Source organism: Mesorhizobium sp. M1322, assembly GCF_040318085.1.
Lineage (GTDB): Bacteria > Pseudomonadota > Alphaproteobacteria > Rhizobiales > Rhizobiaceae > Mesorhizobium.
The window spans coordinates 14,923-27,960 of sequence record NZ_JAMYLP010000001.1; the positions used below are offsets into that span (position 1 = coordinate 14,923).

Here is a 13,038-nt window from a genome sequence, read left to right on the forward strand (position 1 = left end):
CGTCCTCAAACGGACCTGCTTCAGGGCTTGATACGACCATGGACACGACAGCCCAACTCAACCGGACGACCGAGCAGCCTCTGGCTCCGGCTCCGCGCCTGACCCTGTCCGGCATTTCGAAGAGTTTTCCCGGCGTGCGCGCGTTGCATGATGTCAGCCTGTCGCTCTATCCCGGCCAGGTGACCGCGCTGATCGGCGAGAACGGCGCCGGCAAGTCGACGCTGGTCAAGATCATGACCGGCATCTACCAGCCCGATGCGGGCACCATCAGCATCGACGGCCAAGCCGTCACACTGCCTAGCGCGCATGCCGCCTTCGGGCACGGCATCACCGCCATCCATCAGGAAACCGTGCTGTTCGACGACCTGACGGTGGCCGAGAACATCTTTCTCGGCCATGCGCCGCGATCGCGCTTCGGCACCATCGACTGGCGCACCATGCGCAAAAATGCCCGTGAAGTATTGAACACTATGGGTGCCGGCCACATCGACGCCGACGCGCGGCTGAAGGACCTCGGTATCGCCAACAAGCATCTCGTGGCAGTCGCCCGCGCCATGTCGATCGATGCCCAGATCGTCATCATGGACGAGCCGACCGCAGCGCTGTCGCTGAAGGAGATCGAGGAGCTTTTCCTGCTCATCGAATTCCTCAAGAGCGAAGGCAAGGCGATCCTGTTCATCAGCCACAAGTTCGACGAGATCTACCGCATTGCCGACCGCTACACGGTGTTCCGCGACGGCGAAATGGTCGGCGAAGGCCTGATCAAGGATGCCGGCCAAAGCCAGATCGTGCGCATGATGGTCGGCCGCGCCGTCGATCACATCTTTCCGCAGCGCAAGGCCGAGATCGGCGCGCCGGTACTCACTGTCTCCGGCCTGTCGCATCCGACCGAGTTCGATGGCATCGGCTTCGAGCTGCGCAGGGGCGAAATCCTCGGCTTCTACGGCCTCGTCGGCGCCGGGCGCAGCGAGGTGATGCAGGCGATATCAGGCATCACCCGCACCAGCAGCGGCACCATCACGCTGGAAGGCAAGGCGATTACCCCAAAGTCGGCAGCGGATTCGATCGACGCCGGCATCGTCTACGTGCCGGAAGAACGCGGCAAGCAAGGCGTGGTGATCGGCCTGCCGATTTTCCAGAACATCTCGCTGCCCTCGCTCAAGCGCACGTCCAAATCAGGCGTATTGCGTCTGGCGGAGGAGTTCGCGCTGGCCCGCTCCTACACCGAACGGCTCGACCTGCGCGCCTCTTCGCTCAGCCAGGATGTCGGCACACTGTCGGGTGGCAACCAGCAGAAGATCGTCATCGCCAAATGGCTGGCCACCGCGCCCAAGGTGATCATCCTAGACGAGCCGACCAAAGGCATCGACATCGGCTCGAAAGCCGCCGTGCACGGCTTCATGGCCGAGCTCGTCGCGCAAGGCCTGTCGGTGATCATGGTCTCATCCGAACTGCCCGAGATCCTCGGCATGTCCGACCGCGTCGTCGTCATGCGCGAGGGCCGCATCGCCTCGGTTTACGACAATAAAGGGCTCGACGCGGAAACGCTGGTCAAGACGGCAGCAGGGATCGCGGCATGAAGGTTTTTCCTAGATATCGCGAAGTCTGGCTGCTCGCCGCCATCCTTGTGCTGATCGGGCTGATCTCGATGCGCTTTCCGGGCTTTGCCGCTCCCGGCAATCTGCGGCAGGTGTTCAACGACACCTCGATCCTGATGATCCTGGCGCTGGGGCAGATGGTGGTGGTCCTGACCCGCTCGATCGACCTGTCGATGGCGTCCAATCTCTGCTTCACCGGAATGGTGGTGGCGATGCTGAACGCCGCGCATCCGGCAATCCCAATCCCGCTGCTGATCGTCACCGCCCTGCTGGTCGGCCTGGTGCTCGGCGCCATCAACGGCTGGCTGGTATGGCGGCTGAACATCCCGTCAATCGTGGTCACGCTAGGCACGCTTACCATCTATCGCGGCGCCACCTTCGTCATCTCAGGCGGCGCCTGGGTCAATGCCGATCAGATGAGCCCTGATTTCATCGGCCTGCAGCGCGCGGCCTTTCTTGGCATCCCGGTCCTGTCGTGGATCGCCATACTGGTCATCGGCTTGTTCTTCCTGTTGATGACGCGCACCGCACTCGGCCGCTCGATCTACGCCATCGGCGTCAATCCGACGGCGTCCGTCTATGCCGGCATCGATGTCGGCCGCACCAAGTTCATCGTCTTCTGCATCTCGGGGATGGCCGCCGGACTTTGCGGCTATCTCTGGATCTCGCGCTACGTCATCGCCTCGGTCGAGGTCGCCAATGGCTACGAGCTCAACATCATCGCCGCCTGCGTCATCGGCGGCATCTCGATTGCTGGCGGCATCGGCTCGGTGGGCGGCGCGGTGCTCGGCGCGTTGTTCCTCGGCATCATCTCCAACGCGCTGCCGGTCATCAACATCTCGCCGTTCTGGCAGATGGCAATTTCGGGCAGCGCCATCATCCTTGCCGTAGTGCTCAACGCGCGCGGCGAACGCCGGCAAGGCCGCATCATTCTCAAGAAGGCGGAAGCGGCATGACCGACACCCCAGCCCCGCGCCACATTCCAGACCGGCTCGACAAGCCGCTCAACGCGGCGATCTTCTCCTGGGAAGCGCTGCTGGTCGCGGTGGCGGTCGCCATCTTTGCCGTCAACAGCTTCGCCTCACCTTATTTCCTCGACGCGTGGTCGCTGTCGGACCTGACCTTCAACTTTACCGAAAAGGCGCTGATCGCGCTCGCCATGGCGCTGCTGATCATTTCCGGCGAGATCGACCTTTCGGTCGCAGCCATCATTGCGCTGGCTTCGACGATGATGGGCATGGCGGTGCAGGCCGGCGCCGGCACGCCGGTGCTGGTGGCGATCGGCATCGTGGTCGGGCTTAGCTGCGGCGCCTTCAACGGGCTGCTCGTCACCAGGCTGGGATTGCCATCGATCGTCGTCACCATCGGCACGATGAGCCTGTTTCGCGGCATCGCCTTCATCGTCCTCGGCGACCAGGCCTACAAGGGCTATCCCTCGAGCTTCGCCTTTTTCGGCCAGGGCTATGTCTGGTGGGTGGTGTCGTTTGAACTGACGCTTTTCCTCATCGCGGCCGTCATCTACTGGTTCGTGCTGCACCGGACGAGCTTCGGCCGCCGTGTCTTCGCAATCGGCAACAACCCGGTCGCAGCGCAATTTTCCGGCGTGCGTGTCGGCCGCATCAAGTTCATCCTGTTCTGCCTGACCGGGCTGATGGCGGGCATCGCCTCGGTGCTGATAACCTCGCGGCTCGGCTCGACCCGGCCATCGATCGCGCAAGGCTACGAACTGGAAGTCATCACCATGGTGGTGCTCGGCGGCGTCAGCATTCTGGGCGGCGCCGGCAGCATTGTGGGTGTGGTGCTCGCCGCCTTCATCATGGGGCTGGTGACCTTCGGCCTCGGTCTGCTCAATGTGCCCGGGATCGTCATGTCGATCTTCATCGGCCTGCTGCTGATCATCGTCATCGCGCTGCCGATCGTCTGGCGGCGGGTGCGAAGGGAGCGCTTCACCTGATGCCCGAAAAATACGCGTTCAAGATGAAGCTCAATCCGGGCATGAAGCCCGAATACAAAAGGCGCCATGACGAGATCTGGCCGTCGCTGGTAGCGCTGTTGAAGCAGGCCGGCGTTTTCGACTATTCGATCCATCTCGACGAAGAGACCAACACCTTGTTCGGCGTGCTGTGGCGGCGTGACGGCCACGGCATGGACGAATTGCCGAAGCACCCGGTGATGCAGCGCTGGTGGGCGGAGATGGCCGACATCATGGAGACCAAGCCTGATAACGAGCCGGTGGCGGTGCCGCTGGAAACAATGTTCCATATGGAATGACCCGCCACGTCGCCGTCATCGATATCGGCAAGACCAATGCCAAGGTGGCGCTGGTCGATCTTGCGGAGATGCGCGAAGTCGCGCTGCGCCGCATGGCGAACGCGCCCGTCGCCGACGGTCCCTACCCGCACCACGATATCGAGCTTCTGTGGTCGTTCATCCTCGACAGCCTCGCCGGGATTAATCGCAAACAGCGCATCGACGCGATATCGATCGCCACACATGGCGCGACGGGCGTGCTGGTGGACGCTGCCGGCGAACTGGCGCTGCCGGTGCTCGACTATGAATTCGCCGGGCCCGACGCCCTTGCCAAGGACTATGACGCGATCCGTCCGCCTTTCACCGAGACGGGCACGCCGCGCCTGCCGGTCGGCCTCAATCTCGGCGCACAGCTGTTCTGGCAGCAGAGGAACTTTCCGGCGGAGTTCGCCAAGGCCGCCGCGATGCTGATCTATCCGCAATACTGGGCTTTTCGCCTCACCGGCGTCGCCGCCAACGAGGTGACCTCGCTGGGCTGCCACACCGATCTGTGGAACCCATGGAAAGCGGATTTTTCGTCGCTGGTCGACCGGATGCAATGGCGCCGCCTGATGGCGCCGGTGCGGCCGGCAAAGGACCGCCTCGGCTCGATCCTGCCCGCCCTTGCCAAGCTAACCGGGCTCGATCCGCAGACGCCGGTGTTTTGTGGCTTGCATGATTCCAATGCCTCGCTGCTGCCGCATCTCCTGTCCGACAGACCGCCCTTCTCGGTCGTCTCGACCGGCACCTGGGTGGTGTCGATGGCCGTCGGCGGCAACAAGATCGCGCTCGATCCGGCGCGCGACGCGCTGGTCAACGTCAATGCGCTCGGTGATCCGGTGCCCTCGGCGCGTTTCATGGGCGGTCGCGAGTTTTCGCTGCTGACGGAAGGCCAATCGGAAGACTGGACCGAAGCGGATGTCGCCGCAGTGCTCGCGCGGAAGACGTCCCTATTGCCCTCGACCCAGCAGGGTTCGGGGCCGTTTCCGCATTATACCGCTGCATGGCTCAACGCCGACAGCATCAAAAACGGCCAGCGCTTTGCGGCCATCTCTTTCTATCTGGCACTGATGACTGCGACCTGCCTCGATCTGATCGGCGCCGACGGCCCGACTACCGTCGAAGGCCCGTTCGCTCGCAACCGACTTTTTGTTGGCATGCTGGCAGCGGCGACAGTGCGCCCCGTCATTGCGTCCGAGGCAGCGACTGGCACCAGCATCGGCGCCGCCTTGCTGGCGTCGGAACATCGGCCTGCCCAAGGCAAAGACGAAAGGATCGAACCGCCCGTCGACCCAGCCTGGGCGGATTACGCACGCTCATGGCGCTCGGCGGTCGAGGCGCGAGGCTGATCACAAAATCCGCTTGCCGAAAGCCGACATGACGAAGTTGACGGTGTCTGTCGCAATCCGCGGTTCCAAACCTGATGTCAGGCCGGAAACGTCCATCGACAACAGCCCGCCGGACAGCGCGATCGCCTCCATCGCCTGATGCGTTTCGCGCACCGTGATGCCGCCGGAGCCAGCCGCCCAACCGGCGAATTCGGTCACCTCAGGCGAATAGCTGACATGGAAGCCCTGCGTGCCGGAGGTGGCGATGCGGATCGCCTCGTGCATCAGGTCGCGCATGCCCATGGCGTCGATGTCGGTCATGGTGAAAGCGCAGACGCGCGAATCCTTCAGCACCCGGGCTTCGGCCGGATCGGCATGGCGCAGCCCGACAATGACAACGTTTTCCGGCGACAGCTGGGGCTGCAGCGCGCCGGGCTTGTGATCGAGGCCGAGCGCCCGCGCCATCACCGAGCGTTCCGGCAGGTCGATGCCGTCCTCGTCCTCGGGCATAAGTGCTGCGATGGAATCGATCCAGATCAGGCCAAACGAGTGTGTCGCCCGCGCGGTCGTCGTCAGCGCCTTGTGGGCGATGCGCCGGTCACTCCCGGCGGTGAGCCGGACCAGGCCGGATGGCGGCCGCTCGATAGCGGCCAGCTCGACGACATCGAAATTCATCGCCTCCAGCCGGGCGCCGGTCGCTTCCCTGGCGAGGATGCCGGCGGCCGCCGGTTCGGCTGATATTGACACCATCTTGCGGCCGGAGAAATCCTCGACATCGTGCATCGGGGCCTTTTCGACATATTCCGAGGTCATCGCCAGCAGCATGGCGCCATAGCTCATGCGGAAGGCCACACGGTCGCCGACGGCGGGTGGCGGCTCGGCGTCGGTTACGTCGAGCAACAGATGATCGCTGGAGGCGCCTAGCACCCGCACGCCTTTGGCGATCGGCGTCAGCCCTTCGATCAGCACGTCCTCACGGCCGATATTGGCGATGGCGCGCAGCCTGTCGCCCTCGTCGGGAAACACCGGCTGGTTGCCGAAAGCGTCGTAGCCGGATTGGCCGATCGGCCGCGACGGCTTCAGCTTGACCTCGATGACGTCGCTGGTCAGCCGGCAGGCATCGGGTTCGAGTTCGGCCCACGGCGTCTCGCGGAAGGTTTCGACGCCACCCTGCAGGATTGCTTCGCCGACCCGCAGATTGTTGATGCCGGCGGGCAGCCTGCCTTCGAGCAGCAGCGTCAGCGACGATGACGCTCCGCCCGAGATCCAATCGAGCCTGGCGCCGGACAGACGCTCGGTCTTGTAGGCATGGGCAACGAGTTGCCCGAGATTTTCCTCCGTCGGCATGATGGCGCCGAAGCAGCCGAGATTGGTGCCGATGCCGGCGATGCGCACGCCCTTGAGTGCCAGTATCCGCTCGACCGTCGGGATGAGGTCGTCCGGCCAGATGCCTTCCCTGAGGTCGCCAAGATCGATCATCAGCATGATGTCGTGCACGCGGCTCATGCGCTCGGCGATGCGCGATATCTCTCGGATTGTGGCGAGCTCGGATTGCAGGCTGATGTCGACGGTGCGCACCACTTCTTCGACGCGCGCCATCGGCGGGCTGCGCAGCAACATAATCGGCGCGTTGATGCCGCTGTCGCGCAGCCGGCGGATGTTTTCGAAGCGCGATTCAGCGATGCCGGCAACGCCGCCGCGCAGCATGGCACGCGCCACCTGCGGCATGCCGCAAGTTCCCTTGGTGACGCCGAAGACCTTGATGCCGGACAGGGCGCAGCGGTCGACGATCGTGCGTGCATTGCGCTCGATGCGGCCAAGGTCGATGGCGACTTGCGGTCCGGACATAATCTAGCCCTTGTAGACCAGCCCTTGCGGGTCGATTTCCGGCCTGCGGCCGGCGACCAGATCGGCAAGGAATTTTCCCGAACCGCAGGCCATTGTCCAGCCGACATGGCCGTGGCCGGTGTCGAGGTAGAGATTCTGGTAGCGCGCCCGGCCGATGACCGGCACCGAGTTTGGCATCATCGGCCGCAAGCCGGCCCAGAGCTCGGCCTTGTTCTCGTCGAAGGCACCCGGGAACAGATCGTTGCCAGTCCTAAACATGGCGGCGAAATCGCTCGGCTTGTGGGTGCGGTCAAAGCCGGTGAACTCGGCGGTCGAAGCGAGCCGCAGCCGGTTGCCGAGCCTGGAATAGCCGATGAGCTGATCCTCGTCGGCGCCACCCATGGTCGGCCCCTTGCTCTCGTCCTCTAGCGGCACCGTCGCGGTGTAGCCCTTCACGGGATAGACCGGCAGATCGATGCCGTAGCGGCGGCCGAGCAAACCGCTCTCCGGCCCCATCGAGATAACCACGGCGTCGCCGGCGACCGGGCCGGCCGAGGTCATCACCGCACGCACCCGATCGCCTTCGATGTCGAGGCCTTCGACCGTCGTCCCGTAGAGAAACTGGACACCGAGTTTCTCGGCGGCATAGGCAGCGAGGTTCCGGGTGAACTGGCCGGAGTCGCCGGTCTGGTCGATCGGCGAATAGATGCCGCCGGCTATTCTGTCCTTGGCCCCGGCAAGGCCGGGCTCGAGTTCGACCAGCCGGTCGCGGCCGACGATCTCGATCGGCAGACCGTGCTCGGCGAGATAGCGGTAATTGTCGGTGCCGGCATCAAAACTCTGCTGCGAGCGGAAGAAATAGAGAATGCCCTTCTTGCGCTCGTCGTAGTGAATGCCGGTGTCGGCCGAAATGGCGTTGATGCAATCGCGCGAATAGAGCGCCAGGCGCAGCTTGATGTCGGTGTTGGCGCGCAGGCGCGCATGTGTGCACTGGCGCAGGAAGCGCAGGCTCCAGGCGAAGAAATAGGGATCGAAGCGCAGCCGCACCTTGATGCCGAGATCGTGGTTGTAAAGCGCGCGAAGGAACGTCTTCAGCGCAGCGGGCGAGGCCCAGGCGGTGGCGTCGCCGGGCGACACCAGACCGGCATTCGATTGGCTGGTGCCGCGCGCCGCCATCGGATGGCGCTCGATGACGGTCACGTCGTGGCCGTCGCTCGCCAGATAATAGGCGGCCGCCGTGCCGACCACACCGGCTCCGAGCACCAATATTCTCATGCCGCCCCCCAAAGTCACACGCGGCCAAATGCGCCTACGCTGCGCCGCGCAGCCCCTTCAATAGCGCTTCTGCGTGGAGCTTTCGAGCTAAGAACTTGGTCTCAGCCCCGCGACGAATTCTTGCCGGTCAGAATGCGCTCCCAGGCCAGCGCGTCGGCGACGATCAGGTCGAGGTCGTCGCGCTGCGGCGTCCAGCCGAGTTCGCGGCGCGCCAGCTCCGAATTAGCGACTACCGCCGCGGCGTCGCCCGGACGGCGCTCGCCCATCCGCACCTCGAAATCATGACCGAAGACGCGCCGCACGCTGTCGATCACATCGAGCACCGAATAGCCGTGGCTGTAGCCGCAATTGGCGACGAGGCTTGTCCCGCCGGCGCGCAGCCGCTCCAGCGCCAGCCGATGCGCCGCCGCCAGATCGCTGACATGGATGTAGTCGCGCATGCAGGTACCGTCGGGTGTCGGATAGTCGGTGCCGAACACCTGCATGAGCGGTCGCTTGCCGAGCGCCGTCTCGGCGGCGACCTTGATCAGATGCGTGGCGCCCGGCGTCGACTGGCCGGTGCGGCCCTTCGGATCGGCGCCGGCGACGTTGAAATAGCGCAAAGCCGTATAGCGCAGACCATAGGCAATCGCGGCGTCACGCAGCATCCATTCGCTCATCAGCTTGGACAGGCCGTAGGGCGATTCCGGCGCAAGCCGCGCATCCTCGCGCACCGGTTCCAGCCCGGCGCCGCCATAGACGGCGGCGGTCGAGGAAAAGATGAAATTGGGCACGCCTTCGCGCACTGCGGTCTCGATCAGCGTGCGCGTTTTGCAGGTGTTGTTCTCGTAGTAGCCGAGCGGGTCGGCGACCGATTCGGGAACCACGATGGAGCCAGCAAAATGGATGATCGCGTCGACCTTGTTGTCGCGGATTATCGAACCGACCAGCTCCTTGTCGGCGACATCGCCGACGACCAGCTTTGCCTCGGGTGCCACCGCCCACTCGAAGCCGGTCGAAAGCCGGTCGAGGACGACGACGCTGTCGCCCGCGTCCAGCAGCTCCCAGACCATATGGCTGCCGATATAGCCGGCGCCGCCTGTCACCAAAACCGTCATCCGCGTACTCGCTGCTAAAGATTTGTCGGAAATTGTCTCGACACCCGCCTTATTGGAAAGCCTGCCATTAGGCCATTAGTACCATTCGTGCCTGCAGTAACCAGTCTCATTGGCGCGTGGCATCGTCTTGAAACAAAATTCATGCACATCAAGGGAATAGGCCATGATCCGTGGTCGTTAGGAACAGGCTTGGGGCGTGGCATTTTGACCAAAAAGGCCAAGTAGACGTCGAATAGGGCAATGATTATGATCCCACGCAAAAATTGGGAAGCCGAAATGAACTATCAGCGGTTCTTCGAAGACGCGATCGACCAGCTCCACGCAGAGCGTCGCTATCGCATCTTCGCCGACCTGGAGCGCATCGTGGGGAAATTCCCACGCGCCATCTGGCGCGCCAACGGCCGCGCCCAGGAAATCACCGTCTGGTGCTCCAACGACTACCTCGGCATGGGCCAGCATCCAGACGTCATCGCGGCGATGCAGAACGCCGCCGGCAAGATGGGATCTGGCGCCGGTGGCACCCGCAACATCTCCGGCACCAGCAATCCGCTGGTCGAGCTCGAACTCGAACTGGCCGACCTGCACGACAAGGAAGCCGCACTCGTCTTCACCTCCGGCTTCGTCTCCAACGAAGCCTCGATTTCGACCATTGCGCGGCTTCTGCCCAACTGCCTGATCGTTTCGGACGAGTTGAACCACGCCTCGATGATCGAAGGCGTGCGGCGTTCGGGCGCCGAGAAGAAGATCTTCCGCCACAACGACGTTGCACATCTGGAAAGCCTGCTGCAGTCGGCAGGCCGCGAACGCGCCAAGCTGATCGTCTTCGAGAGCGTCTATTCGATGGATGGCGACATCGCGCCCATCAGGCAGATCGTCGATCTCGCAGAACGCTACAACGCCATGACCTATATCGACGAGGTCCATGCCGTCGGCATGTACGGACCGCGCGGCGGCGGCATCACCGAGCGCGAAGGGCTGGCCGACCGTATCGACATCATCGAAGGCACGCTGGCCAAGGCGTTCGGCACGCTCGGCGGTTATATCACCGGCACAAGTGCCGTGATCGATGCCGTGCGCTCCTATGCGCCGGGCTTCATTTTCACCACGGCGCTGCCGCCGGCCATCGCAGCCGCGGCGACCACGTCGATCCGCCATCTGAAGCGCTCACAGGCCGAGCGCGACGCGCAGCAGCGCCAGGCGACGCGGACCAAGCAGATTCTTACCGCCGCCGGCCTGCCGGTGATGGACTCCGCTACCCACATCGTGCCGCTGCTCGTCGGCGATCCCGAGCTCTGCAAGATGGCCAGCGACCGCCTGCTCGGCGTCCACGGCATCTACATCCAGCCGATCAACTACCCGACCGTGCCGCGCGGCACCGAACGGCTGCGCATCACGCCGACGCCATTCCATTCGGATCAATTGATCGCGGAACTTCAGGATGCGCTGGTCGAGACCTGGGATGCTTTGGGTATCTCGTACGGTTCGGCGGGCCGGCCGGCCGTGAGGGAAAGCGACCGCGTCATTCCGCTGCTGGTGCCGAAGTCCGGCGGCTGAGCTTCAGCCGAGGGCATCATTGTGGTAGCCGCCCATTGGTGCCGCCTTATTCTTCAGTGCTGCGACGCTCAGTGGTGACGGCATGGATCCTAGGGTCTCCGCGACGTCGCTTCGCTCCTGCTCCGCCCAAGGATGACGAACGCGTGATGGCACAAGGCAAATCGCGGACGTCGGAGATTAGCTTGAACCCTCCCGAAGCGGAGCGCAGACCCTAGGATCCATGCCGTTACAGTGGCCGAGGAGAGCAGCGATCCAGATGCTTGCTCACACCTTGGCGGACCTGACTCTCACACGCTCGTCATCCATTTCGCCAGCCGGTGCGCGGCTTCCTCGAGCTGGTCGAGGCGGCGGTGGAAGCACAGTCTGAGGAAGGCTTCGCCGCCGGGACCGAATGCAGTTCCGGGCGCCAGGCCGACATTGGCGCGGTCGACGATGTTGAAAGCAGCGGCGCGTGAATCGGTGATGCCGTCGACCGCGAAGAACAGATAGAACGCGCCCTGCGGCACGGTAAAGCGTGCCCTGCCGGTCGCAGCCAGGATGCTGCAGACCAGGTCACGCGCCGCCCTCGCCCGCTCCACCTGCTCGACGATGAAGGCATCGCCTTCGTCGAGGGCGACGACCGCGCCGCGCTGCATGAACTGGGCAACGCCGGAGGTCGAATACTGGACCAGGTTCTCGAACACCTGCTGCAGCGAGGGATGGGTCTTAATCCAGCCGACGCGCCAGCCGGTCATCGCCCAGTTCTTGGAAAAACTGTTGACGAACAGGATGCGATCCTCATCGGCCATGATGTCGATGAAGGACGGCGCGCGACTATCGCCGTAGTGGAACAGCGAATAGATCTCGTCGGCGATGATCCACAGGCCCCTTTCGCGGGCAAGGTCGAGGATCGCCTGCAGCGTCTCCCTGTCGGCGGTCCAGCCAGTCGGGTTGGACGGTGTGTTGACGAACAGCGCCTTTGTCCTTGGCGTGATCGCCGCCTCGATCTTGCCGACGTCGCTGGACCAGCCATTGCCGGACTGGTCGAGCGTGACAGCGACCGGGATAGCGCCCGCCAGGCTGGCGGCAGCGGCGAAGTTCGGCCAAGCCGGCGACAGATAGACGACCTCGTCGCCGTTGCCGGCGACGGCGTCGAGCGCCAACTGGATGGCGTGCATGCCCGAGCCGGTGACGACGAATTCTTCCTCGGCGAAGCTCTTGCCGAAATGCCTGATGTAGTAGCGGGCGAGCGCCTGTCTCAGCTCGGGGATGCCTTTCTGCCAGGTATAGAAGGTCTCACCGCCGGCCAGCGCCAGGGCAGCGGCGTCGGTGATGAAGGTGGGTGTCGGCAGGTCACCCTCGCCGGCCCAGAGCGGGATCATGCCGTCGCGGTCGCGGCCGCGGTTCATGACGGCGACAATGCCGCTTTCCGGCGCGGCTCGGGCCTCGGCGCGCAAATTCTCGATCAAGGTCATGGAACAATCCGTTTTCGACTTCTGGACAGCTAGCGTGTTTTGCGACAGGCGAAAATAGAAAACCCCGGCCGAAATCGACCGGGGTTTTGGTCCAGGGAATGTGTCTTCGGATTATTTCCTGGCGAGGAGATCACGAATTTCGGTGAGCAGCGCAACGTCGGCCGGCGGCGGAGCGGCAGGCGCAGCTGGCTTCTCACGCTCCAGCCGCTTGCGCAGATTGTTCACGGCCTTGACCATCAGGAAGATAATGAAGGCGAGGATGATGAAATTCAGCGCGACGGTGATGAAACTGCCATAGGCGAAGACTGCGCCCTGCTTCTTGGCGTCGGCCAGCGAAGTGGCGTTGACCGCCGAGGACAAAGGCAGGAAATAGTTGTTGAAGTCGAGTCCGCCCAAAATCGCACCGATGATCGGCATGATGATGTCGTTGACCAGGGAATCGACGATTCTGCCGAAGGCGGCGCCGATGATGACGCCGACGGCCAAGTCCATGACATTGCCCCGCGAAATGAATTCCTGGAATTCTTTCAGCATTCGACCCTCCATGTCTCGGCGGCCAGGCCGCCTCCTCTGCCCGCTTCGTTTGGCCAGTGGCACAATAGCAAAAAACCTGCGG

The 13,038-nt window shown here is 63.7% G+C and carries 11 protein-coding genes; 6 read left to right on the top strand and 5 right to left on the bottom strand.

Annotation, left to right across the window (positions count from 1 at the left end):
* Nucleotides 1–38: 38 nt before the first annotated feature.
* From NKH12_RS00095 to NKH12_RS00115, 5 genes are read left to right on the top strand one after another with little or no spacing between them, the layout of a single operon-like run.
* The gene (locus NKH12_RS00095; protein ID WP_352951309.1) at nucleotides 39–1,580 is read left to right on the top strand and encodes a sugar ABC transporter ATP-binding protein; all 1,542 of its coding nucleotides are present in this window, start codon (nucleotides 39–41) and stop codon (nucleotides 1,578–1,580) included.
* Nucleotides 1,577–2,554, top strand: coding sequence for an ABC transporter permease (locus tag NKH12_RS00100; protein WP_352951310.1), 978 nt, complete (start codon nucleotides 1,577–1,579; stop codon nucleotides 2,552–2,554). Before NKH12_RS00095 ends, NKH12_RS00100 begins: the two co-directional genes overlap by 4 nt.
* Nucleotides 2,551–3,552: an ABC transporter permease gene (locus tag NKH12_RS00105; protein WP_352951311.1), complete on the top strand. Its 1,002-nt coding sequence runs from the start codon at nucleotides 2,551–2,553 to the stop codon at nucleotides 3,550–3,552. Before NKH12_RS00100 ends, NKH12_RS00105 begins: the two co-directional genes overlap by 4 nt.
* Complete coding sequence (gene rhaM / locus NKH12_RS00110; protein WP_352951312.1) at nucleotides 3,552–3,869, top strand: L-rhamnose mutarotase; 318 nt, start codon at nucleotides 3,552–3,554, stop codon at nucleotides 3,867–3,869. The genes NKH12_RS00105 and rhaM overlap by 1 nt, the downstream gene beginning before the upstream one ends.
* Nucleotides 3,866–5,236, top strand: a complete 1,371-nt coding sequence (locus NKH12_RS00115) for an FGGY-family carbohydrate kinase (RefSeq protein WP_352951313.1) — start codon at nucleotides 3,866–3,868, stop codon at nucleotides 5,234–5,236. The genes rhaM and NKH12_RS00115 overlap by 4 nt, the downstream gene beginning before the upstream one ends.
* Here NKH12_RS00115 and NKH12_RS00120 read toward each other — a convergent pair whose 3' ends face one another.
* The 3 genes from NKH12_RS00120 to galE form a co-directional block, all read right to left on the bottom strand.
* Complete coding sequence (locus tag NKH12_RS00120; RefSeq protein WP_352951314.1) at nucleotides 5,237–7,063, bottom strand: alanine racemase; 1,827 nt, start codon at nucleotides 7,061–7,063, stop codon at nucleotides 5,237–5,239.
* A gap of 3 nt (nucleotides 7,064–7,066) precedes the next feature.
* The gene (locus tag NKH12_RS00125) at nucleotides 7,067–8,317 is read right to left on the bottom strand and encodes a D-amino acid dehydrogenase (RefSeq protein WP_352951315.1); all 1,251 of its coding nucleotides are present in this window, start codon (nucleotides 8,315–8,317) and stop codon (nucleotides 7,067–7,069) included.
* A gap of 101 nt (nucleotides 8,318–8,418) precedes the next feature.
* Nucleotides 8,419–9,414 carry a UDP-glucose 4-epimerase GalE gene (gene galE, locus NKH12_RS00130; RefSeq protein WP_352951316.1) on the bottom strand — a complete coding sequence of 332 codons (996 nt, stop codon included), beginning with the start codon at nucleotides 9,412–9,414 and terminating at the stop codon, nucleotides 8,419–8,421.
* A gap of 276 nt (nucleotides 9,415–9,690) precedes the next feature.
* Between galE and hemA the strand changes: the two genes are divergently transcribed.
* The gene (hemA, locus tag NKH12_RS00135) at nucleotides 9,691–10,968 is read left to right on the top strand and encodes a 5-aminolevulinate synthase (protein ID WP_352951317.1); all 1,278 of its coding nucleotides are present in this window, start codon (nucleotides 9,691–9,693) and stop codon (nucleotides 10,966–10,968) included.
* Nucleotides 10,969–11,255: 287 nt separating this feature from the next.
* On the opposite strand, the gene NKH12_RS00140 is transcribed toward hemA, so the two are convergent.
* Together NKH12_RS00140 and mscL are read right to left on the bottom strand one after the other, a co-directional pair.
* A complete protein-coding gene (locus tag NKH12_RS00140; RefSeq protein WP_352951318.1) occupies nucleotides 11,256–12,422 on the bottom strand; it encodes a pyridoxal phosphate-dependent aminotransferase in 1,167 nt (388 codons plus the stop codon).
* Nucleotides 12,423–12,533: 111 nt separating this feature from the next.
* Nucleotides 12,534–12,956 (bottom strand): large conductance mechanosensitive channel protein MscL, encoded by a 423-nt coding sequence (gene mscL / locus NKH12_RS00145; RefSeq protein ID WP_352951319.1) that lies wholly within the window; start codon nucleotides 12,954–12,956, stop codon nucleotides 12,534–12,536.
* Nucleotides 12,957–13,038: the final 82 nt, after the last annotated feature.

What these genes read in the sequence shown, in the direction of transcription:
- NKH12_RS00095 (WP_352951309.1), top strand. Translation starts at nt 39, where the DNA reads ATGGACACGACAGCCCAACTCAACCGGACGACCGAGCAGCCTCTGGCT.
- NKH12_RS00100 (WP_352951310.1), top strand. Translation starts at nt 1,577, where the DNA reads ATGAAGGTTTTTCCTAGATATCGCGAAGTCTGGCTGCTCGCCGCCATC.
- NKH12_RS00105 (WP_352951311.1), top strand. Translation starts at nt 2,551, where the DNA reads ATGACCGACACCCCAGCCCCGCGCCACATTCCAGACCGGCTCGACAAG.
- rhaM (WP_352951312.1), top strand. Translation starts at nt 3,552, where the DNA reads ATGCCCGAAAAATACGCGTTCAAGATGAAGCTCAATCCGGGCATGAAG.
- NKH12_RS00115 (WP_352951313.1), top strand. Translation starts at nt 3,866, where the DNA reads ATGACCCGCCACGTCGCCGTCATCGATATCGGCAAGACCAATGCCAAG.
- NKH12_RS00120 (WP_352951314.1), bottom strand. Translation starts at nt 7,063, where the DNA reads ATGTCCGGACCGCAAGTCGCCATCGACCTTGGCCGCATCGAGCGCAAT.
- NKH12_RS00125 (WP_352951315.1), bottom strand. Translation starts at nt 8,317, where the DNA reads ATGAGAATATTGGTGCTCGGAGCCGGTGTGGTCGGCACGGCGGCCGCC.
- galE (WP_352951316.1), bottom strand. Translation starts at nt 9,414, where the DNA reads ATGACGGTTTTGGTGACAGGCGGCGCCGGCTATATCGGCAGCCATATG.
- hemA (WP_352951317.1), top strand. Translation starts at nt 9,691, where the DNA reads ATGAACTATCAGCGGTTCTTCGAAGACGCGATCGACCAGCTCCACGCA.
- NKH12_RS00140 (WP_352951318.1), bottom strand. Translation starts at nt 12,422, where the DNA reads ATGACCTTGATCGAGAATTTGCGCGCCGAGGCCCGAGCCGCGCCGGAA.
- mscL (WP_352951319.1), bottom strand. Translation starts at nt 12,956, where the DNA reads ATGCTGAAAGAATTCCAGGAATTCATTTCGCGGGGCAATGTCATGGAC.